22 protein-coding genes and 1 tRNA gene are annotated in these 22,037 nt (G+C 42.2%); 10 read left to right on the top strand and 13 right to left on the bottom strand.

What is annotated here, in order from left to right; all coding sequences use genetic code 11:
* A partial coding sequence (locus P8O70_15940; GenBank protein MDG2198333.1) for a hypothetical protein occupies positions 1 to 517 on the bottom strand: 517 nt, incomplete at its 3' end.
* Positions 518 to 642: 125 nt separating this feature from the next.
* Positions 643 to 719: transfer RNA gene (locus tag P8O70_15935), tRNA-Pro, on the bottom strand.
* Between the two features lie 51 nt (positions 720 to 770).
* Here P8O70_15935 and P8O70_15930 point away from each other — a divergent pair.
* Positions 771 to 1,538 carry an RNA methyltransferase gene (locus tag P8O70_15930; GenBank protein MDG2198332.1) on the top strand — a complete coding sequence of 256 codons (768 nt, stop codon included), beginning with the start codon at positions 771 to 773 and terminating at the stop codon, positions 1,536 to 1,538.
* Complete coding sequence (locus P8O70_15925; GenBank protein ID MDG2198331.1) at positions 1,516 to 2,625, top strand: hybrid sensor histidine kinase/response regulator; 1,110 nt, start codon at positions 1,516 to 1,518, stop codon at positions 2,623 to 2,625. The genes P8O70_15930 and P8O70_15925 overlap by 23 nt, the downstream gene beginning before the upstream one ends.
* A gap of 44 nt (positions 2,626 to 2,669) precedes the next feature.
* Here the strand turns inward: P8O70_15925 and P8O70_15920 are convergent, their stop codons facing one another.
* The gene (locus tag P8O70_15920) at positions 2,670 to 3,059 is read right to left on the bottom strand and encodes a hypothetical protein (GenBank protein ID MDG2198330.1); all 390 of its coding nucleotides are present in this window, start codon (positions 3,057 to 3,059) and stop codon (positions 2,670 to 2,672) included.
* Between the two features lie 175 nt (positions 3,060 to 3,234).
* Here P8O70_15920 and P8O70_15915 point away from each other — a divergent pair, with 175 nt between their 5' ends.
* Entirely contained in the window at positions 3,235 to 3,909 is a 675-nt protein-coding gene (locus P8O70_15915; GenBank protein ID MDG2198329.1) for a uracil-DNA glycosylase, read from the top strand.
* A gap of 105 nt (positions 3,910 to 4,014) precedes the next feature.
* On the opposite strand, the gene P8O70_15910 is transcribed toward P8O70_15915, so the two are convergent.
* The 9 genes from P8O70_15910 to P8O70_15870 form a co-directional block, all read right to left on the bottom strand.
* Positions 4,015 to 5,094: a chemotaxis response regulator protein-glutamate methylesterase gene (locus P8O70_15910; protein ID MDG2198328.1), complete on the bottom strand. Its 1,080-nt coding sequence runs from the start codon at positions 5,092 to 5,094 to the stop codon at positions 4,015 to 4,017.
* A gap of 3 nt (positions 5,095 to 5,097) precedes the next feature.
* Positions 5,098 to 5,817: a CheR family methyltransferase gene (locus tag P8O70_15905; GenBank protein ID MDG2198327.1), complete on the bottom strand. Its 720-nt coding sequence runs from the start codon at positions 5,815 to 5,817 to the stop codon at positions 5,098 to 5,100.
* Between the two features lie 171 nt (positions 5,818 to 5,988).
* Positions 5,989 to 8,556 carry a methyl-accepting chemotaxis protein gene (locus tag P8O70_15900; protein MDG2198326.1) on the bottom strand — a complete coding sequence of 856 codons (2,568 nt, stop codon included), beginning with the start codon at positions 8,554 to 8,556 and terminating at the stop codon, positions 5,989 to 5,991.
* Positions 8,557 to 8,566: 10 nt separating this feature from the next.
* Complete coding sequence (locus P8O70_15895) at positions 8,567 to 9,085, bottom strand: chemotaxis protein CheW (protein ID MDG2198325.1); 519 nt, start codon at positions 9,083 to 9,085, stop codon at positions 8,567 to 8,569.
* Positions 9,086 to 9,098: 13 nt separating this feature from the next.
* On the bottom strand, positions 9,099 to 11,240 hold the full coding sequence (locus tag P8O70_15890) for a chemotaxis protein CheA (protein ID MDG2198324.1): 2,142 nt from the start codon (positions 11,238 to 11,240) through the stop codon (positions 9,099 to 9,101).
* A gap of 5 nt (positions 11,241 to 11,245) precedes the next feature.
* Complete coding sequence (locus P8O70_15885; GenBank protein MDG2198323.1) at positions 11,246 to 12,655, bottom strand: adenylate/guanylate cyclase domain-containing protein; 1,410 nt, start codon at positions 12,653 to 12,655, stop codon at positions 11,246 to 11,248.
* Positions 12,652 to 12,993, bottom strand: a complete 342-nt coding sequence (locus P8O70_15880; GenBank protein ID MDG2198322.1) for an STAS domain-containing protein — start codon at positions 12,991 to 12,993, stop codon at positions 12,652 to 12,654. The genes P8O70_15885 and P8O70_15880 overlap by 4 nt, the downstream gene beginning before the upstream one ends.
* 270 nt (positions 12,994 to 13,263) lie before the next feature.
* The gene (locus P8O70_15875; protein MDG2198321.1) at positions 13,264 to 13,875 is read right to left on the bottom strand and encodes a DsbA family protein; all 612 of its coding nucleotides are present in this window, start codon (positions 13,873 to 13,875) and stop codon (positions 13,264 to 13,266) included.
* Between the two features lie 66 nt (positions 13,876 to 13,941).
* Entirely contained in the window at positions 13,942 to 14,622 is a 681-nt protein-coding gene (locus P8O70_15870; protein MDG2198320.1) for an FCD domain-containing protein, read from the bottom strand.
* Between the two features lie 255 nt (positions 14,623 to 14,877).
* On the opposite strand from P8O70_15870, the gene P8O70_15865 reads away from it, so the two are divergent.
* The 7 genes from P8O70_15865 (at position 14,878) to P8O70_15835 (ending at position 21,584) form a co-directional block, all read left to right on the top strand.
* Entirely contained in the window at positions 14,878 to 15,852 is a 975-nt protein-coding gene (locus P8O70_15865; GenBank protein MDG2198319.1) for an ABC transporter substrate-binding protein, read from the top strand.
* 118 nt (positions 15,853 to 15,970) lie between these two features.
* Entirely contained in the window at positions 15,971 to 16,732 is a 762-nt protein-coding gene (locus tag P8O70_15860) for an ABC transporter permease subunit (GenBank protein ID MDG2198318.1), read from the top strand.
* A gap of 17 nt (positions 16,733 to 16,749) precedes the next feature.
* The gene (locus tag P8O70_15855; protein ID MDG2198317.1) at positions 16,750 to 17,526 is read left to right on the top strand and encodes an ABC transporter ATP-binding protein; all 777 of its coding nucleotides are present in this window, start codon (positions 16,750 to 16,752) and stop codon (positions 17,524 to 17,526) included.
* 7 nt (positions 17,527 to 17,533) lie between these two features.
* Entirely contained in the window at positions 17,534 to 18,292 is a 759-nt protein-coding gene (locus P8O70_15850; GenBank protein ID MDG2198316.1) for an ABC transporter permease subunit, read from the top strand.
* 42 nt (positions 18,293 to 18,334) lie between these two features.
* Entirely contained in the window at positions 18,335 to 19,021 is a 687-nt protein-coding gene (locus P8O70_15845) for a fumarylacetoacetate hydrolase family protein (GenBank protein ID MDG2198315.1), read from the top strand.
* A gap of 43 nt (positions 19,022 to 19,064) precedes the next feature.
* Positions 19,065 to 20,564 carry an acyl--CoA ligase gene (locus tag P8O70_15840; GenBank protein ID MDG2198314.1) on the top strand — a complete coding sequence of 500 codons (1,500 nt, stop codon included), beginning with the start codon at positions 19,065 to 19,067 and terminating at the stop codon, positions 20,562 to 20,564.
* 24 nt (positions 20,565 to 20,588) lie between these two features.
* Positions 20,589 to 21,584 carry a 2-dehydropantoate 2-reductase gene (locus P8O70_15835; protein ID MDG2198313.1) on the top strand — a complete coding sequence of 332 codons (996 nt, stop codon included), beginning with the start codon at positions 20,589 to 20,591 and terminating at the stop codon, positions 21,582 to 21,584.
* A 152-nt stretch (positions 21,585 to 21,736) separates the two neighbouring features.
* Here P8O70_15835 and P8O70_15830 read toward each other — a convergent pair whose 3' ends face one another.
* Complete coding sequence (locus P8O70_15830) at positions 21,737 to 21,955, bottom strand: IS1 family transposase (protein ID MDG2198312.1); 219 nt, start codon at positions 21,953 to 21,955, stop codon at positions 21,737 to 21,739.
* Positions 21,956 to 22,037: the final 82 nt, after the last annotated feature.

Below are 22,037 nucleotides of genomic sequence, written 5' to 3'. Positions count from 1 at the left end.
GGTCTTTTTCATCGATCTGATGAATTTGTTTTGTCTTAATACTTTTGAAATTAGCTTTAAAAATGGATAGAGTCCTTTCCTCAGAGTTCATTGGTCTGCCGTTATGAAGCTTTTTGGCTTCAAGGTATTCTTCGAAAACATCTGATAAGGTTGGCGCCCCTATAACAGAATTTTCCTCCATTGAAATTTGTTGACGTGCTTTCTCCATCATCTGAAGACGAAGAACGCAGGCAGACTCCAGAGTCATGCCTTCGCTTCTTCGTCCTAGAGAGACTCGCTTATTCTTTCCATGTATCTTGAACCTGCCGATGTAGGATAAATCTCCATCCTTCAAAACTTCTGTATAGAGACCAGAATATTTTGTGGATTTTTCCCGTAGCTTTTGATTAGCTCTCTTCGGGCAAGTTTTTGATAAGGAATTTTTCGAGGTGGGAATAGAAGATGTGGCAGAATCTTCCGCTGATCCTTGAGTAAACTTTTTAAATTTGTTTACTCTTCCTAGGTTGCTTCGAGACATTGGTAATTCCTTGAAATAATGAAGGAAATGACCAAATGATCTCTTTGCTTACTTGTTTCTTGCGTAAACTCGGAAAATTACTATCTAGCAGGCGTTAAATCATTGAAATCAAAAGGGGAAAAGGCTGGTCGGGGTGACTGGATTTGAACCAGCGACCACACGCCCCCCAGACGTGTGCGCTACCAGGCTGCGCTACACCCCGACTTGGATTCCCAAACTATATCGTTTTCGATCAGTGTCAAGAAGAAGGTGAATGCTTCCTAGAATCGTTTTAGTAGAACCCCAAGGAGCACTCAACGTTGGTTCAATCGCTCGAGTGATGATGAATTTTGGTTTCAATGAGTTGTTTCTGGTCAATCCTCGTTGCGATCCTCAAAGTGAAGATGCCCTCAAAATGGCAACACATGCCAAAGAGATTCTGCAAAAGACGAAGATTGTTCAAAGCCTTGAAGTTGCTCTCCAAGATTGCTCAAGAGTCATTGCGACAACAGCCCAGCAGCGGCACCGAAATCGAAAGTTGGAAGGCCTACAATTGCCTTTCAAATGGCTGATTCAATCTAACACCCCCAATGCAATAATTTTTGGTGCTGAAGACCGTGGTCTTAGTAACGAGGAACTGGAGTGGGCGCAAAGATGGGTTCGGATTCCTACGGGAGCATATCAAACATTAAATTTAGCTCAAAGCGTAGCAATTTGTTGTTACGAGCTGTTCGGAATCCAAGAGCAAAGACCTCAGAATTCCTCAAGAACACCAACGAGTTCAGAAGCAGAAATAAATCGAATCAATCAATTCCTAGAACGATGGGCGGATCAGCTGCATCAGGTTGGCTTTCTTCTTCCTCACACCAGATCAGAAAGAATAGCAAAGTTACGCAGTATTCTCTACCGTTCAGAGCTTTCTCAAAACGATTTGGCCTTGCTGGAAGGTATTGTTTCTCAGACTAATTGGGCCTTACGTACCAATCAATTTGACACCTCCAAAACCTTACTAAATCAAGATGGACAAGATACTGATCGTTGATGATCAGGAAAATAATCGGTTGGTCATTGAAGATATTCTGCGAAAGCAGCCTTCGAGTATTCGAAGTGTATGTAGCGGCAAAGAAGCCCTTGAAACTGTGAAAGAGTGGGTGCCTGATGTGATGCTTATTGATCACATGATGCCAGAATTGAGTGGAATAGAAACAACACGACTGTTGAAAGAGCAACCTCGCTTTGCTCATTTACCAATCTTAATTGTTACTGCAAAGAATGATCGGCAAACCCTAAGAGAAGCTTTTGATGCAGGGGCTGTTGACTATATTTTAAAGCCGGTAGAGAAAACCACACTTCTTGCCAGAATCAACTCGGCTATTCGAACAAAAAAGGCTTTTGATCAAGTTCAAAAACTTTCACAGAACTTACTACAACAAAAACAGGAATTGCAGGATTTCACTCATATGGTGAGTCACGATCTAAAATCTCCTGTTGTTGGGGCAGCCAGTCTTTTCAATCTTTTTTTGCATCGGTTACAGGAAGATTATCCAGAAATAAGAAATGATCCCGGTATGCATGAATTGTTAGACAGAATTCCAGGCTCATTCACAAAGATGCTTACCTTTATTGATACTTTATTGAATTATGCAATGGCTGGAAAAATAATTGGGGACATGCAAACTGTTTCTTTGGGAAAAATCCTACAAACTGTAATTGAACAGTTTGAACAAGAACAACAACAGGGAATCGTTAAATTCAGACTTCCTTCCAAATGGCCCAAGGTACAATGCGATGTTCTAAAGATGAGTCAAGTTTGGCAAAATCTAATCAGCAACTCAATCAAATATAGAGGGAAACTCGATCAAGTTGAGATTAAAATTGGAACGAGAGTTTCTGGGAACTGGTGCGAGTGCTGGATTGAAGACAATGGCAATGGAATTCCAAGATTAGGTGGTGAAAAAATTTTCAAACCTTTTATAAGATTGGATGATTCTAAGCAGGGAAGTGGAATTGGATTGGCGACTGTAGCGAGGATTCTTGAAGCCCACAATGGCATCATTCGCTTAGATCCAAGATATCAAAATGGGGCACGTTTCTACATGCGTTGGCCCCATCATTCAATTACCAAATAATTTTTGGTCCAAGGATCGAAGCGAATCTTACAATTAAGGACTATTTAATCTTCGTCATCTACGGAACCTGACTCAGGCCCCTCATAAGTTTCTAAAGTTACTTTTTTTCCTGATTTCTTGATTTTCACTTTCATCCCAACATCCCAACCCATGATCGCGAAAATTTCATTTGGAAGTGCCAACCTTCTACCCTGACCTCCCTGGCCCGAGCTTCTGATTTCAGAGATGTGCTCCTTCATCCGAGTTCGTCTACCTTTAGGAAAATTTGGAGGGGCTTCCTGCAATCGCATCGCCACATCCATCAAATGATTTTTGTAGGTTTGCAAGCTTACCCCTGCTCCCAAAGCTGTTGCTCTTAAACTCTGGCCAGATTTAGCAGCACTTTTTGCGGCTTTAATGAAATCTCGATCTGGCATGCTAATTCGTTTTCGCATTCTTAACTCCAATAAATTAAGTTAAAAGTTAGTGGAAAGTTAGTTAAATGTATAATGCACAATGCACATATATATTGATAGAGGTAATATTTTTGAACGTCAAATTAAATCTTTTTCATTAGGTAACTTTGAGAGCATTTTCTTCAAACTAAGCTCCAGCTCAAAATGAAATAATATGACCGATGAATTCCTGAATCTCCTGAAAGAATCTCCAAAAGGTGAAGTTTTTAATCCTTGGTGGGAAGTAGATTTTGAGCATGATAAGCACAATGATTCTCATAAAGTTAGACAGCAGAATCTTCGTGCTTATTTTTCGGAGAGATTAGGTCAAGTTCAATATATTATGCTAGCTGAAGCACTAGGTTATCAGGGTGGCCACTTCACGGGTATTCCGATGACATCTGAACGATTACTTCTTGGAGAGCTATCAGATAAGCAATTATTCGCAAACCATGTATTTACTGGGAAACATCAGCGAACAAGCAAAGAGAGTTTGAATCAAAAAGGATTCAATGAACCAACTGCTACAATTGTTTGGAGTGAGCTTGTTCGTTTTAATTTGACTCACAAAACTATTCTTTGGAATTCGTTTTCATGGCATCCTTACAAGAAACAGAGTGGGTTTCTTTCTAACCGCACACCTAATCCATCGGAGCGAAGGATCGGGAGAGAAGTCCTCCAGTATCTGATAGCTCAATTTCCGAATGCAAGGCTCTTGGCGATTGGCAAACAGGCTCAACAGCAGCTTGCAGAGATTAAGATTTCCTGTAGTGGACTTCGTCATCCAGCTCATGGAGGTGCACGTCTTTTTCGCAATCAACTGCAGGATTTAATGGCGGGTCAGTCGTAGGAGTAAAGGAGGAGAGATAATGTTTTGAAAACAGATGAGCAGTAGTAGAAATAGATATTGGATAGTGATTGAGGAAGCTTGATATTTAAAAATTTTAATAGTTTATTAGTGGGTTCTTTGAACCAGCAATTCAGGAATATCCTTCAAAGTCAATACTTGGTCCACTCCACCTTTGGCTAAGGCAACCTTAGGCATTCCATAGACCACAGAGCTGCTTTCATCTTGGGCAACATTGAAAGCTCCCATTTCCTTCATTTCTAGCATCCCCTGAGCTCCGTCATCTCCCATACCAGTTAGGATCACACCCAAGGCATGGAGTCTTGCTTCCTGAGCTACAGAGCGGAATAACACATCAACAGACGGACGATGTCTACAAACTAGGGGACCATCATTGAGTCGAATGCGATAGCCACGATTTGCACTTTCCACAAGCATGTGCTGTTCACCCGGAGCCAAATAAACTTTTCCAGCTTCCACAGCCTCTCCATTTGTGGCCTCGACCACTGTAAGTTTAGAGTTTCGATCTAGTCTTTCTGCAAAACTCTTCGTGAATGAGCCCGGCATATGCTGTACTACAACAATTCCTGGCATTGATGCTGGCAACTTGGATAGCACTGCCAGAATGGCTTCCGTTCCTCCCGTCGAAGCACCGATCGCAATCAGAGGATCGATAGCATGTCCACCAAGATGTCGAGGAGGATTTTTTGGAATGATGGCGTCAGCTGTATATTTTTCAGGAGATTTTAGAAAGATATCTCCTGCCTTTTTCAATTTTGCCTGAGCAGCAGCCTTGACCGCATCCACGATAGAAATGGAGATCTCCTCCATTCCCTCACGAACAGTTGTCTGAGGTTTGCCAATAACTTCAACTGCTCCCAACTCTAAAGCCTTCAAAGCGTCTGGCGCGCCTTTCTGGGTTAACGCGCTTACCATGACTACCGGCATGGGATGAGATTTCATTAACCTTTCAAGATATTCCAACCCGTCCATTCCAGGCATCATAATGTCTAGCGTCAAGACATCAGGTTCCAATTTTCTAATTTGTCTTGTTGCGATCTGGGCATCCGGTGCTGTTCCTACCACTTCGATCATTGAATCAGATGATAAAATATCTGTCAGGACTCTTCGCACCAAGGCTGAGTCATCAATGATCAGTACTTTGATCTTGTTTCCTGAAAGGCTCATTCTTTAGAAGATGGGAGATTGAAAAGCATTAAATTTGGTAAGCTGAAAATCTTTTTTGTCAGCCAAATATTCAGAGTGCCCCAAGAGTAGATAACCACCTGGTTCCAGATAGTTTCTCAAACGATTTACAATTGTATTTTGCCAGAATGGCGTCATGTAAATCAATAGATTACGGCAGAAGATAACGCTAAATTTTGTTTTTATGGGATAATTATCAGAAATCAAGTTGATTTTACGAAATTGAATAATCTCTTTCAAAGGTTCAATGACACAATAATTTTGGCCAATTTTCTCAAAATAATTCAGTTTGTTTTCTTTGGAGACATTTTGTAATGATTCTTCTGTGTACTCAGCATTTTGGCCAATTTCCAAAGCATTCTGATGAACGTCAGAAGCCAGAATTCGAACATCCCACTCAGTGGAAGGAAGAAATCTCTGATGGAAGAGAATTGAAAGAGTATAGGCCTCTTCCCCAGTAGAGCAGCCACAACTCCAAGCACGTACTTTTGAATAACGCTCTTTAGATTTCCTATGTTTAATTTCAGGTAGAATCATCTCTTCAAAGAATTTCATCTGGGAGGATTCCCTGAAAAATTCCGTCTTCTGAATTGTTAAAATTTGCTCAATCTCTACCCATTCAGGATGATTCGGATTTGTCTCTAGAAACGAAAGATAGTCAATGACGCTCTTTTTGAAGGTAGCTTTGACCCGCTTCCCAATCATCAAAAAAAGTCGGTCATGGCGTCGCTTATGGAAATCCATTCCCAGATGCTTCTCTGCCAGCCTGGCTAGCAGATCAAATGTCTCCTCATGAGAGCTAGCAGTTTGAGGAGCCACAAGATCCGAATTTAAAGCGGTCGTCAGCATCTTTATTGATCATTGAGATTTTTCAATTCACTCAAAATCTGGGAGTCCGTCATCAATGGAACTACTGTGACGCATACCCCCTGATGACTGATTATTCTTGGTGTTTGTCAGTAATTTTTGAGAAGAACCTGATATTTCATCTGGTCTGTATTCGATTTGCTCCAATTTGAAGACTTCAATGATTTTCATTAATTCATTAGAATGATCAGACATTAATCGACTGGTAGTCGCTGACTCATCCACCAAGAGGGCATTTTGCTGAGTAATCCTGTCAAGTTCTGAAACTGCGATATTGACTTGTCGGATACCTTCCGCTTGTTCATTTGAAGCAGCTTTGATGTTTTCAATCAGATCGGTCACTTCGGAAACCGCTGTTTGAATCTCCTTCAAATTATCAGTGGTTTGATTATTTAGTTTTTCAAGATTCTGTCGAGAATTTTCCTTCAGGGCTTCCAGAGCCTGATCAGCTTTTTGAATCATTTCTTGAACAACAGTATTGACTTCTCCCATCAAGGAAGTGCCTTTAGCGACCTGCTCCAAGCTGTTCTTGATCAAGGTACTTATCTCTTCAGAGGCCTCTGCAGAGCGATGAGCCAAATTTCTAACTTCAGCTGCGACAACCGCAAACCCTTTCCCATGCTCTCCGGCACGCGCTGCTTCTACTGACGCATTTAAAGCCAATAGATTCGTTTGAAAAGCAATGTCGTTAATGACGGAGGTGATCCCGGAGATTTTTTCAGAACTTTCTCCAATTCCCCTCATTGCAAGAACCATCTGATCATTCATCTGCTCCGCCTTCACAAAGTATTCACCGTTCGACTCTCTCACTTTATCAATGTCGCTCTGATTGGAACTTATTGTTTGACCTAGAAGGGATTGGAGTAGGGATTTCCTTTCCTCAACAACTTCACGCATATTTTGTGAAATGTGATTGGCATGATTTGCACTTTCAGCATTTTGCTGAACGTTTGAAGTCATCTCTTCCATTGCAGAAGCAGTTTCTTCAAGTGAAGAGGATTGCTCCTCTGTTCTGGTAGCAAGATCTTGACTCCCTTCTGCCAAAATTTGTGAAGAACTACTGATGTCTGCAGCACGATCCTTAATTTTGGTAACAATTTCAAAGAGTCGAGTGGTGAACAAATCAATGGCGTTTGCAATTTGGCCAATTTCATCCCTTCTTCTCAGGTCAAGGGTCTTTGTAATCTCAAGTTCCTGGACCTGTGCAACCATTTGCTTTAAAGGTTTTGCTAGGCTACTACGCACATAGAAAAATGTGATCAACATAGCAACAATTGAGATCAAAATTGCAATAGCAATGATCAACATGATCAATTCGTTAGTATATTCATTTACCTCCGCTTCCTCGATCTCCGAAATGATTGCCCAATTAACGTCAGGTATGTTCAACGGACTAAATGCACTCAGAACATGGTTACCGAGATAGTTAGTAACCAAAGCAGTTCCTTTTTCACCTTGGATCGCACGAATTGTTGCTTCCGATTTAGCATTCTGAATCAAAATACTACTTTGGAGACTTCTGATTCGAGTAATCTTTTCGGCAGGAGTGTTTTGCTTCTGCAGATTTCCAAAAAAACTATCTGGGTTCTCAATTAGTAAACGTGAATCGTTCCGCATCGAATAGTCATTAGAGACCATGTACGTTTCACCTGACCTGCCCAAACCAACAGAATTCCAACTTCCATTATTGGTCATAGTAGTATTGATTTGGTCAATTGGAATTTGAAACACCAGAACTCCCACTGGTTCATCACCATCGATAATTGGAACGGACAAGAAGCTAGCTGCACTTTGATAGGACGGATAATATTCGTCAAAATCAACCATCTTTACCAAATCCGAATTTCGACTTCCCTGAACAGCTCGGAAAGCAGCTGCAAAATTTGATTGGGAGTATGGTCCATCTACTAAGGAAGTTGCATAATCTAATTCTTTGAAAACACTATAGACGATCCTACCATTTTCAGGCTCTACTAAAAATATATCATAATACCCAAATTTCTCTAAAAAATTACGAAAATATGGATGGTAATGTGTGTGATATTCAACATAATCTATTCTGTCAAGATAATTTTTTTTATCCATTAGATGTTTGCTTCCCAACGGATTAGGATTATCCGCAATAAAAGCATGCTGAAATGCAATTGCTTCAGGACTTAAGCGACTGAATATCTCATTGGTTCTTTCTGTCCTAATGCCATTTTTTTTCTGAAATTCTTCTGCAAATTCTCCTGTATAATAAGATCGCAATTCCTTTGATCTTTGTTGATTCGTTATCTGTGGTTCGTACTGAAGCAGTTCACTAGGATAGCTTTTAAATGACTTATCAAAACTCTTCATTGCTTCAATTACATAGTTTGATTGCGCCATGGTTTGAATCTGCTTCCGGTAATTGTTGAACTGATTTTCCAAAGCAGATTTTTGCACCTCTCTTATTGAGACCATTTGCTGTAAAGCTTTTGATTCCAAAGCGTTTTGAAGTGTTGAGATACTGATGTAACTAATCACAATGATCGAAGTGAGCGTGACAGCCAACACAAGAACCAAAAGTTTAGCTTGGAGGGAGTTCTTAGTCATAATTCCTCAATCAATTACTATTTTCAGTGTTGCCTATTAATGCTTGAATAGCCTTATCTTGGGCAAATAATGAATCCAAATTTAGTAAAATCAACATTTCTCCTTTCCATTCACAAAGAGCCTCCAAGAATTGTCTTTCTACAATCATTTCTGTTTCAGGTGGAGGTTGTAGATTTTCAGCTGGCAAATTTATAACATCCAATACTTTGTCAACTACCATTCCAATGAGTTTTTCTTCAACAAAAATAGTCATTAAAACTGTTCTTTCGTTGTATTCTAATTGGGGATATCCAAATCGTAATCTCAGGTCCATTACAGGAATAATGGAGCCTCTCAAATTAATCACTCCCTTATAATGTTCCGGTAAATTTGGAATGATTGAAATTCGATCATATGTAATGAATTCACGTACTTTTTTAATATCCACCATGTAAGTTTCCTCTGCAATCTTGAAACTTACATATTGCTGCCCCTCATGATTTGAAAATTCATAGGAGTCTTCATATTTAGATTTCTCTTTTAACCCCATTGAGAAAACCCCTTCAATTTTGTTTAAAACTTTTTCTCAGTAAACTTGGCAAATCAAGAATCAGAGACACCCTTCCATCTCCTAAAATTGTTGCTCCAGCAATGCCTGGGATTTGAAAGAAGTTTTCTTCCATACTCTTAATTACAACCTGTTGTTGATCTAAAATACGATCTACTAAGAGACCGCACCTCATTTTGTTATTCTCTACAATCACAACTAATTTTTCAGCGTGTGTTTTTCTATCGCTTTCAAGATTGAAGGCTTTACTAAGATTTAAAACAGGTAGGTATTCACCACGGACCTCAATCACTTCACCTTGTTTCTGCATGGTCCTGAATTGATCAGCATTAGGACGAATCGATTCCAGTATAGAAAGAAGAGGGATCGTAAAGACCTGATTCTGTACTTGAACCAGCATCCCCTCAATAATTGCCAACGTTAGGGGAAGTTTGATTTGAAAAGTAGATCCCATCCCAACTTCACTTTTGATGAAAATTGCACCTCTCAATGATTCAATCTCCTGCCGAACGACATCCATCCCCACTCCTCTGCCCGAGATGTCCGAGACATTCTCCGCAGTAGAGAAACCAGCATGGAATAAGAGTCGAAAAATTTCCTGTTCGTCCAAATCTGCTTTCTCATCAATGAGGCCTTTGTTTAGGGCCTTCTGAAGAATCACCTCTGAATTTATTCCTCCACCGTCATCTTGAACTTCAATAAAGACATGGCCTTCCCCATGAAAAGCTCGTAAGTAAATCGTCCCTGCCTCTCCCTTGCCAGTTTCTAATCTTTTTTCAATCGACTCGATCCCATGATCCATTGCGTTACGGACAAGATGCTTGAGTGGACCACCAAGCTTTTCTGAAACATTTTTATCCAGTTCAGTCTCACCACCAGAGATCTGTAGATTGATTTTTTTTCCTGAGCCCACACAGTAATCCCGAACAATTCTTTGCAACGGTAAAAATGTGCCCTTAATTGGTACCATGCGAATGTTCATCACCTGGTCTTGAAGCTCGCGAACAACAATATCTGAGTCGTAAACGATCTGTTGATAGAGATCACCCATTCTTCGATCTGCTAAGCGAAGTTCTTGTCCAAATTCTTTTAATCTTGCTTGGTTGATGACGGTCTCACCAACCAGATTCATCAATTTATCAAGCTTCATGTTGGAAACGTGAATTGTTCCCCCTGACTCATCTTTCTTTTTCGGGGTGTTGGGTTGAGTTACTTTGGTTTCTGACTTTTGTGAAACTGCAGGAGACTTTGGCCCTTCTTTCTTGAAGGTTTTATCTGTTGAAGACTGCTGAACCTTAGCCTGTCTCGGTTGTTCGGTGGTTGCTTCAAGAATTCCAGTGTTAATTTCTTGCTTGATCTTCGTTTCTTCCGGCGGCCCTTGAATTAATTTAATCTCAACTCCTTCCTCATCCATGAAAAACATGAGGAGGTCCTCCAGATCTTCCCTTGTTTTGGTTGTCGAAAGAACCAAACTCCAATGCAGATGCAGCTTTGTCAGATCGAGAAATTCCAAATCAGGGATTGAATGGCAATGTGGAGTTACATAACACTCCCCTTGTTCATGAAAATCCTTCAGCAAAACAATAGGATCCCCACCATTTTCCAAAATATCTTCAGAGAATTTAAGCCAGATTAGGTACCTAGATCTGGTGTCCTTAGGGGTTGATGCGCTGACTGATTCATGAGGAGTAGAATCTGGTTGTGTGATTGATTCTGGTTGTGGAGTCTCCTCTGGACTGTTTGAATCACCCGACAAAATACGAATTTGGGCCAAACTAGCTTCGGCAAGTGTATGATCGAAATCGCCCTCACCTTCTAATTCAGAACAAAAACCTCTCAGGCAATCAATTGAGCTGAGCAGGGCACTGATTAGTTCCTCAGTAACAGTGCGCGAACCACCACGCACATCTGATAGCAGGAACTCTACTTCGTGGGTGTATTTCTGTAACTCCTCAAAACCAATCATGCCTGCGCCACCCTTGATCGTATGGAAACCACGAAACGCATTATTAACTGCATCCTGATTCGAAGGGTCTCCTTCTAAGGTAAGTAAGCTTTCTTCGATTTGATCCTGCATGTCTGTGGCTTCTTCAAGAAAAAGCTTTACTGCTTCAGGATCAAATTTGCTCAAATCCATCTTTGCTATTTGCTGAAGTAACGGTGTACCCCATCCCAATCTTCAGCTGGGGGTGTTTCTTGAAAGCTCTGCGCTCTATCTAAATGCATCTCAATAGAGGCATCCTCTGGCAAAAGCTCTTCGCACTCTTTGAATCCCTCGATAGCTAATTCCCAATTTTGATTCAGGTAAGGAGTCATAGCTTCCTCAAAAACACTCGCAGCCTTGAGTTTGATTTCGTAATTTTTATCTGAATATTGATTGAATACTTCATAGATACGAACTGGCTCGCGCTTGCCTTTGACCGTTATGCGATCAAGAAGGCGCCAGTTAAATTCTTCAAGATGACTGATCAGGTTTTTAGAGTCTTCAGATACCAACATCGGAAGACGATAATTTTTGGTTAAGCCTTCAAGGCGAGACGCAAGGTTTACTGCATCACCTAAGACCGTCGAATCCATCCTCGATTCTGAACCAAGCGTGCCAATCACAACTGGTCCACTGTGAACTCCAATTCCAATCTTCGTTGGCGGATAGTTCTGCTTCGCTCTTAATTTATTGAAGCGAACCAAACTCGCCTGCATCTCAATGCCTGAACGAACGGCATCTCGAGCTTCAATCGCATCAGGTTTTCCAGGTTGATCAAATAGAGCCATGATTGCGTCACCAATAAACTTGTCCACAAAGCCATGGTTCAAATGGATAGGCTCTGACATAAACTGTAGAAAGGTGTTGAGGAACTGCATCAGTTCAGCCGGCTCCATCGACTCAGAAATATCAGTAAATGAGCGAATGTCAGAAAACAGTATTGTGATGATGTCACTCTCTGCATGACCAACAGTAATGTTTTCGATACCAGTCTTGGCGATTCGGTCTAGGAATTCCCGAGGAACAAATTTCTCAAAAATTCTTGTCAATTCAGCAACGGCTGAGATCTCTGCGAGCTCAACTTTAGTCTTCTTCAATTCTTCAAATTGAAGCTTCTGTTGTTTAAGAGATTGATCCAACTCACTGTTGAGCCTCAATGTTTCCTTTTCTGCCATCCTCACACGGAGCAGAGATTTTACACGGGCCTGTAATTCTGATGGATTAAATGGCTTTCCCAAGTAATCATCCGCCTTTAATTCTGTCAGCCCTTTTACCAGTTCTTCAATTTCTCCATGAGTTGTCAGAAACAACACTGGGATATGACTCCACTGAGGATCAGCTTTGAAGATCCGAATAAACTCATCCCCATTCATCCTCGGCATGTTGCGATCAAGCAACACTAAATCTGGCAGCTTTTCCTTAGTCGAGGCCGCAACTACATCAAGAGCTCCCTTTCCATCCTCAGCTTCAGCGATGTCGTAGTCATGATCTGGCTCAGCCTCCAAAATTTTACGGACCTGAAAGCGTATAGTTTTGGAGTCATCAACCATCAGAATTTTGGCATTCATCCCTCAGTCTCACTTGCCAGCCAGCCAACTCCACACCAGTTGAGTATTTTTTCCAAATCTTTGTTGAAGAGAATCTTTAACTCTCGATCTTTACTACGCATGAACTCCCTCATTGCAATTAAGAGTTGAATCCCTGCGGTATCAATCATGGGAGACTTACTCAGATCAATTGTTAAACTTTCTGGTGGTTCAGGAGTTTTTATTAGGATTTCCCTCAGTTGGTTGACATTGTTTTTTTCCAATGGTTCTTCAATCACCACTAAATTTTGTGAGAGTCGGTACTCCATAATTACCATTTTTGAAATGACATCCACTTTGGCAAGATCATGAAATTTCACAATTTCGATTCGGATGATTACTCTCTAAATAGAGAGAAAACTCCTCTGCTAAGACCTAAAAATGAATATATGTGGGAATAAATTTGGATAAATTTTGTAAATCAATACAACATTATTGAAACATTACAACTATTTTTTCTGACGTTCCTGATTTTATCAGATTGTAAAATGAATGAGATTCTGGAGGAGGATTATCCAGATGAATTGGGTGGGCTTATAAACTTGGATGGGACCCAAGTAGACACTACTTTTCAAAGAAGGAATAAAGATTCAGATTGAATTTTCAACAACGAAGCGTTCAAGGATTTCATAGGACTGGGCACCTGAAATTCCATATTGTCCCAGAAAAAAAGTCGGCACACCAGCAATTCCAATTTGCCTTGATCTCATCCAATCAAGGTCAACCGCTTCTTTGTAAGAGCGCTTTTCAAGGACTTCCGCGGCTTCTTGTGTTGACAGCCCAGCTTCCCCAGCAAGTTTTATTAACAGGTTTTGACTAGCTAGGTTTTGGCCATCAACAAAATAGGCTTCAAATATCTTCTGATTCAGGATGTTACTTTCTGAAAATCTCCCCCCCCATTTTGAGAGTTCCTGAGCTAATCGACTATTGTAAGTGTGTGTTCGATTTCCATAGGGCAACTCCTCCAAGCGCATCAACTCTCTAAGATGTCCCTGAATGGCTGGGATGTCCAAATCTCGGCCTGCAAATAACTCTTCTAGAGACAACCCTTCTTTTGGGGTTTCAGGATGTAGTGGAAACTGAACCCAATTGATCGACAATTTGAATTTTTCTTCCAACCTTTTGACACGCCCGGTGACAAGATAGCACCAAGGTCAGACAAAATCGCTGAAGATCTCTAAAGTTAGCTTTTCTTCATTCATTGAAATTCATTCCTTACAGTTATTTTGATTCTTTGGAAACATTCCTTGATAAAACTAAGTTGAATTTCAATCTGCATTCGGTTTTGCCCTGATCAAGCCATCTCTAACCTCTTCAAGGTGCGTTTTCATGATTGTGGCAGCTTTCTCCTGATCTCTTTCCCGGATTGCTCGAACAAGCGCATCGTGTTGTGCAAAGCTATGATGATCACTAGGTGGCACAGATATTTGACTTCGGAGTCGTCCCCAAACAACAGCGCGCCGGATTGCATTTAATTGATCGAAAAGTGCCAACAAAACCATATTGCGAGAAGCCTCTGCAATAGTGCGATGCAACCGATTATCCGCATTTTCATATTGACGCCAAGTTACTGCCTCCCGTTGGGCAACCAGGCAGCGCTCTAGGTCATCGATATGGTAACCTGTCGCATTGATTGCAGCCTGTCGAGCAAGCAAAGGTTCGATCAATATTCTCGCACTCATCACTTCCATTGGGTTGGATTGTTCTGCAACCCGACCAACAACAGATAATTCATCAATTGGTTTAGCACCAAAAAAGGTTCCTTTACCAACTCTTCGCCACAGTTCTCCATTTTTTTCAAGAGTCGCTAGCGCTTTGCGTAGATCCCCTCGGGACACACCCAGAAGGTCAGCAAACTCTCTCTCAGGAGGCAATCTGCCATCCTTTGGCAAATTACTTTGGGCCAACCAAGCTTTGAGTTGAATGAGAGCACCATCTGCAGAGGTCAACGTTTCTCCTTTAAAGATTGTAAAAAAATTAATGGAAACCGATATTGCATAAATCTAAGCCTGACGTCAATATTTTAACCAATCTTTAACCAATCATGAAAAATAGATTGACCAATCTCATCAACCATGAAAAAAGTTGGCCGTCGGGTTAAGTCGAACATTCACCTTGTGTGTTTCGCTCGGCGGCGAGTTTTTGAGCCAACCTCAATCGAAGGTTGGCATCTTTAATTTTGTTAAAAATCTGGAGGAGGAATTATGCGAGTAACGAAAAGTGCCATTGGCGTGCTACTCAGTACGCTGCTGGCCATGTTGATTGTCTTTGCTGGCCCAGTTCAGGCTAGTAAGATTCGGATCGCGTTAGCCGAAACACCCTCGGATGAATTGGCAGCATTCTTTGTAGCTCTGGATCGAGCCCAGAAAAACAGTCTTGACTACGAGTGGACAGCTTTTTCTGATGAAGAATTGGCAATTCAAGCGATCCTAAGTGGACAAATGGATATTGGTTTTGGAACTCCTTACTCCGTAATGCAACGATCCAAGGCTCCCATACGAATTATCTTCCAATTGTCAAAGCTTAAGTTCTTCCCAGTGACTTCAAAAAAATATTCGAAACTCGAGGATCTGAACGGGGAGCCTATCATGCTCCACTCAAGAGGTGGAGGTACCGAGTCAATTGCCAACGTGATTGAGGATCGTCTCAATATGAAGTTTGGTAAGCGTTCGTATGTTCCAGGATCAGCTAATAGGATTGCCGCTCTGATCGCTGGGCAAACTGATGCAACCATTGTGGACTTGTCCAATAAGAATAAGCTCGTGAAGCTTCATGGCGATAACTTCAATGTACTCCCAATGTTTGAGGTTGATGCAAGCGACGAAGCGCTCTTCGCAAATCTTGATTGGATCAAAACTAACAGGAAAGATGTTGACATCTTTGTGGACGCACTCGTTAGCGTTTATCAAGACATGATGAAGGATCCAACCATCATCAGTCGAGAGACCAATCCGGATGGACCCATTGGGCAATTACCAAAAGAGGTTCTTGGCAATTTGGACCAATTCTACACAGATGCGGTTGCTGGTGGCCTCTATGATGCCAACGGTGGTGGAATAAATGCAGCCAAGGCTGATATGGAATGGTATTCCAAAGCAGGCCAGCTTCAAGGCGATGCAGCCTCATTGAACATCAATGATTTCTGGTACATGGAACCATTGAACAAAGCTGCTAAGTAACCTCTTTCAAAGCCGCTGTCTCCGATAGGCAGCGGCCTTGAAATCTTCGAATATCATTCTGTCAAAATGAAACAACTCATCAACAGAACCTTTGAATCTATTTCTGAATGAAAGCTTCATGTTGAGTAGATCGAATCTGTTGAAATTGTCATCAGCGTTCTTTGTTTTTGGAGGCTGGGAAGTTGCTGGACAGATTCCAGTTAGCTTTGCCTTTCCAACCTTCCTTGAATCCATGACAGCGCTGGCAATCTTGATCTGGGATGGGACCCTGTTTACTGCTTATGGGGAAACCCTAAGACCTCTCGTAGTTGGAATTTTGATTTCAGGTTTCTTTGGAATTGGAATCGGATTATTTATAGGACTGAATCGTAAGCTTGATTGGCTTGTCTCACCCATTTTTGTGGTAATGCAGACCGCTCCTCTTGCTGCGCTGATCCCTTTATTAGTGATGGCTTACGGGATTGGGCTGACTTCAAAGGTATTTGTTGTCTGCATCATGGCAATGCCGGTAATCGCGCTGAATACAGGTGGTGCTGTGCGCAATACCCCAGCCTCCATCAAGGAGATGGGGTTGGCATTTCTTGGAACCCGACGCGATATTGTTTTGAAGATTGTACTCCCGGCCGCATCACCAATTATTTTTGCTGGCCTTCGGCTTGGCATCTCTGCTGGGTTCATTGGAGCTATTCTCGCAGAATTAAAGATCACTCCGACCGGAGTCGGTGACATCATTACCTACAGTCGCTCAATTGCAGATTATCCAAGTATGTACGCTGCAATCTTTTCGATCATTGTATTGGCAGTTGTTTTTCTGAACCTGCTGGAAAAGTTGGAACGTTTCTTATTTGGAGGCCTCAACAGAGGCTATGCTTCGGAATGAACCATGGAGCTAATTAAATGAGTGAAACGAAGCAGATCTCTGAGAATGCCGTAGAGGTTAGGAATGTTTTTAAAAATTATGGGCCTGTTGAAGCCCTTCGAGATCTGACCCTACAGTTCCCAAAAGGTCAGCTTACCTCTCTTCTAGGTCCTTCCGGTTGTGGCAAAACAACTTTGCTTAAAATCATTGCTGGTTTAATTCCAGCGACCAGTGGAGAAGTTTTGGTAAATGGCAAGCCTGTGACCGGTCCCGGACCTGATCGAGCCTTTGTCTTTCAAGATTTTGCCCTGCTACCATGGGCCACAGTTTTGCGCAACGTGGCTTTCGGGCTGGAACTGAGAGGAGTTTCCAAACCTCAGCGAGAAGAGATAGCAGTAAAGTACATCAAAGACGTGGGGCTAAGTGGCTTTGAACAAAGCTATCCACATGAACTTTCAGGGGGTATGCGTCAGCGAGTTGGACTAGCCAGGGCACTCAGTGTAGATGCTAAAGTCTTGCTGATGGACGAACCATTCTCCGCCGTTGACGAACAAACCCGTCGAAAGTTCCAAGAAGATCTCTTGAGTCTTGTTCAAAACGAAAACAAGACCTTCTTGTTTGTGACCCACTCCATCGAAGAAGCTGTTTATGTCTCCGACCAAATAGCAATTCTACTTCCACGTCCCAGCCGTGTTTCAGAGATCATCAGACCAACTGGTTTTCGGAATAAAGACAAAGATAGCATTCGGAGGGATGCTGAGTATTTGGACATTGTTGATAAAATCTGGGCTTCACTAAGAACCTACGTGGAATAAAAATCAGATGAATCTTTTTGGATATGAATTACCCCAGATGTCTTCACTTATTTTGTGGGGACTACTTTGGGAAATCGTCGGTAGATTGGAGATCACATTTTTCATCCCAGCTCTATCAGATATTTTCGTAACGTTGCTGGAAATCAGCACAACCAAAGTTTTTTTAACAGCCTTGTCAGAAACTGGTTATGCATTTTTCCTCGGAACTGTATCTGCAATTGTCATTGGTATTCCCTTGGGGATCCTGATGGGCAAGAACCGTCTTTTGGATGAGCTGCTGCTTCCTTGGGTCAATATTTTTCTGAGCGCTCCTTTAACGGCCCTCGTTCCAGTATTGATGGTACTTTTTGGATTCGGATTGCAAGCAATCGTGATCACCACAGCACTTTTTGCGATTTGGATTATCGTTCTGAATGCTCGAGCCGGTGTGATGCAAATCAACCGCTCGCTGGTTGAGATGGCTCATTCGTTCGGAGCTACTCCCAGGGACGCTTTTTTCAAAATTTATCTCTGGGCGGCCCTCCCAGAAATTTTGGGAGGAGTTCGGATAGGATTTATTCGTGCGGTCAAGGGAGTGATCATTGGACAACTCTTGATTTCAATCGTCGGCTTTGGTGCACTCTTCGAGCTCTACTCATCGAACTTTTTGATGAAGCATTTTTGGGCTGTTTTGATTGTCCTCTTCTCCCTTGCTTTCATCCTCGCTGAAATCCTCGCTTATTTGGAAAAGCGAGTTTCATACTATGCTTCACGACGTGCCACCTGACCTAGGTTCGCACATTTCTCATCAAATGAAGGAAGTTCGACAATGAAAAAGTTTGTAATTGATCCAGCCCCACAAGTTTGCCTACCCATTCGAGGTTCCAATGAATCATTTCCTGTCCGTAGGATTTATTGCATTGGCCGCAACTATGCTGATCATGCGATTGAAATGGGTCATGACCCCAACAAGGAACCGCCTTTTTTCTTTCAGAAGAATGCCCAAAACGTAGACACTTCAGGAAAATTTCCCTATCCACCTCAAACCAGTGATGTGCATCATGAAATTGAACTGGTGGTGGCTCTGAAGAGCGGGGGTACTGACATTACTCTGGATCACGCACTCGAGCATGTCTACGGGTACGGACTTGGTTTAGACATGACTCGGCGTGACCTTCAAGGAGATGCCAAAAAACTAGGGAGACCCTGGGAGGTCGGAAAATCCTTTGAAAAATCTGCCCCTATGAGCGAGCTTTTTCCTGCGAGTGAGACCGGACACTTGGATCAGGGTCGAATCTGCCTTAAGGTCAATGGTGAGATCAAGCAGGATGGAGATCTAAATCAAATGATTTGGAAAGTACCGGAAATGATTGCATACCTCTCAAGATTTTATGACATCGCAGGGGGAGATTTGATCATGTCGGGCACTCCTGCGGGTGTCGGGCCCATTCAACGAGGTGATAAAATGGAGTGTGAAATTGAAAAATTAGCCACATTGATTGTTGAAGTAATTTAAAAAGAAACTAGAAGAAACAAGTAGTTGAAAGAGGGACAGAACAGTGACGATTAGATCCATCATCAATGCAGGTAGCGCTGAAGCTATTGCCCTTAGTGCCCCAAATCGACCTCCGCTAAGTTATCAGGCCCTACGAAACCACTGTGATCAAATCGGAAGACAACTAGGCTCACAAGGCCTCTCGAATTCCGATAGGGTAGCGATTGTCCTGCCAAATGGGCCCGAAATGGCTTCAGCATTTCTTGCAGTTGCTAGCTACATGTCTGCAGCCCCGTTGAATCCAACCTACAAACAGAATGAATACGCATTTTATCTCGAAGACCTGAAACCTGGTCTAGTGATTGTTGAGGAAAACAGCAAAAATTCTGTTAGGGCTGCGGCTGCGGATCTTTCAATTCCTGTTGTGGAAGCAAAGGTTCACTCTGGCAGTCCAGCTGGGGCTTTTGTGCTATTTCAATCAGAAGCAGATATTCATCCAACCAATCTTGATCAGGAAGCGCTAGTGCTTCACACATCGGGGACTACCTCGCGACCCAAGGTTGTCCCCTTGCTCCAAAGAAACATCTTGGCATCTACGAGGAATATCTCTGCAAGTCTTGAATTAACAGCTAAAGACCATTGCTTGAATATCATGCCCCTGTTTCATATTCATGGTCTGATTGCCGTGTTGGCTACCAGCATGTCTCAAGGTGCTTCTGTTTGCTGTTCAAGTGGATTCAATGCCATGAAATTTCTTGAATTGGCTAAGGAAGAAAAAATCTCATGGTATTCGGGTGTACCCACGATGCACCAAACCATCTTACTCAGAGCACAAAAACAACCAGAGGCTGCTAAGGCTCTAGGTTTACGATTCCTGCGGTCTTCTTCAGCATCATTACCACCAGCTGTCTTCAGTGAATTGGATGATGTCTTCGGTTGTCCAGTCATTGAGGCTTATGGGATGACGGAAGCCGCACATCAAATGACTTCAAACCCGCTGGAGTTGGGAAAACAGAAAGCCGGTTTTGTAGGGATCGTCACCTCTCCAGAAGTATGCATCATGGATTCATCGAGCAATCAGCTCGCACCTGGTGAAGAAGGAGAGGTCTGCATTAAAGGTGAGAACGTCACTCCAGGCTATGAAAACAATGCCACTGCAAATGCTTCCAGCTTTACGAATGGATGGTTCAGAACCGGTGACCAGGGTTTGTTTGACCAAGATGGATATTTGAAGATTACAGGCCGTTTGAAAGAGATCATTAACAGAGGTGGTGAAAAAATTTCTCCATTAGAAGTAGATAATGTTTTGATGGAGCACCCAGATATCCAGCAAGTAGTCACCTTCGCTGTTGCAGATAAAATGTTGGGAGAGGAAATTGGCGCTGCTATCGTGATGGTTGATGGAAAATCAATGGATGCTGGACAGTTACGTAAATACTCTGGAGAGCACTTAGCCAAGTTTAAAATCCCAAAACACATCATCTTTGTCGATGAAATTCCGAAGGGTGCAACCGGCAAAATTCAGCGCATTGGCCTCGCGAAAAAACTTGGACTAGAAGACTAATTAGAAGGTCATGGGAAAATTGTAATGACCAAAATCTGTATTTATGGCGCAGGTGCAATTGGAGGTTATCTCGCTTCTGCTCTTGACCACGCAGGTGCTCAAGTAAGCCTCGTCGCTAGAGGACCTCATTTAAAGGCAATCCAAGAAAAAGGGTTGCGCTTCAAAAAAGATGATCAAATTTTTACACACTATCTTCCAGCTCATGAAAATCCAAATGAGTTTGGCCCCCAAGACTTTGTCATTATAACTGTCAAAGCTCATGGCATTGCCAAAATTGCTCGAAATCTCATTCCTCTGCTTGGACCAAAAACAGCTGTAGTCTCTGCAGTCAATGGTCTGCCCTGGTGGTACTTTCACAAGGCTGCAAGCGGAACTTCTCTAGATGATCAGCCTCTTCAATCAGTGGATCCTGGAGGAGTGGTTTGGGAAACGATTGGGCCCGAACGTGCGATTGGTTGTGTGGTCTACCCTGCTTGTGAAATCGCCGAGCCAGGCTTGATACGTCACTTGGATGGCGACCGCTTCACGCTTGGAGAACCTTCCTCAGAACCTTCAGATCGAGTGAAGCACCTTTCTTCCCTGATGATCTCAGGTGGGCTAAAAGCACCTCAAAAAACAAAAATCCGTGATGAAATCTGGATCAAACTTTGGGGGAATTGTTCCTTCAATCCTGTATCAGCCTTAACAGGGGCTACACTAGACCAGATTGGACAAGATCCAGGATGTGCATCCTTGGTTTGTGAAATTATGACAGAAGTCCAAAAAATTGGCGAAGCAGTAGGAGCCCGATTCAATGTCTCGATTGATAAGAGAATCAAAGGTGCAACCAGCATTATTGGTCACAAGCCCTCCACTCGACAAGATATTGAAGCAGGACGGTCACTCGAAATTGACCCTTTAGTCACAGTCGTTCTTGAACTCGCTGAACACTTGGGTATTCAGGCGCCCACTCTTCAGCACGTTAGCTCACTTCTGAAACTCCAAGCCATTACAATGGGTCTATACGACCCTGATCAATAAATTCCTCACAAAATTCATTAAGAATCTCACACAAATTATTGAAATTAATTAGTTTTTCAATAAATATGTCGATGATTTTATCGTTCAACAAATTTACTAGACTTTTCTTTTGTATGATGTATACATCATACAACTTAAATAAGTGTTGGTGCCTAAGCATTGGTGAATTTATGGATGAGTAGTTTCAAAGAAATTTCTAACATCCTTTTGGATTTACTGTAACCCAGCGTCCTACGGTGCAATCGGGCCAGGTAATGCCTGAGTCGACAATTGAGTGATTCGATCTGAGTCGTGAATGTCTTGCCTTGGTGATGTAAAGCTGTGGGGATGAGATTTTCATAGGTTTTGAGAAAATCTGTGCCATAGCCCATGGTAGGCAAGCCCTTCCATTGCTTGAAAAAAGCTCTCTGGCGGTCTTGATCGATCTACTACCACAGACAAAGCCAAGCACTT

The sequence above is a fragment of the SAR324 cluster bacterium genome, from assembly GCA_029245725.1.
Taxonomy (GTDB): Bacteria; SAR324; SAR324; order SAR324; family NAC60-12; genus JCVI-SCAAA005.
This window is presented reverse-complemented; position numbering and strand designations above follow the sequence as displayed.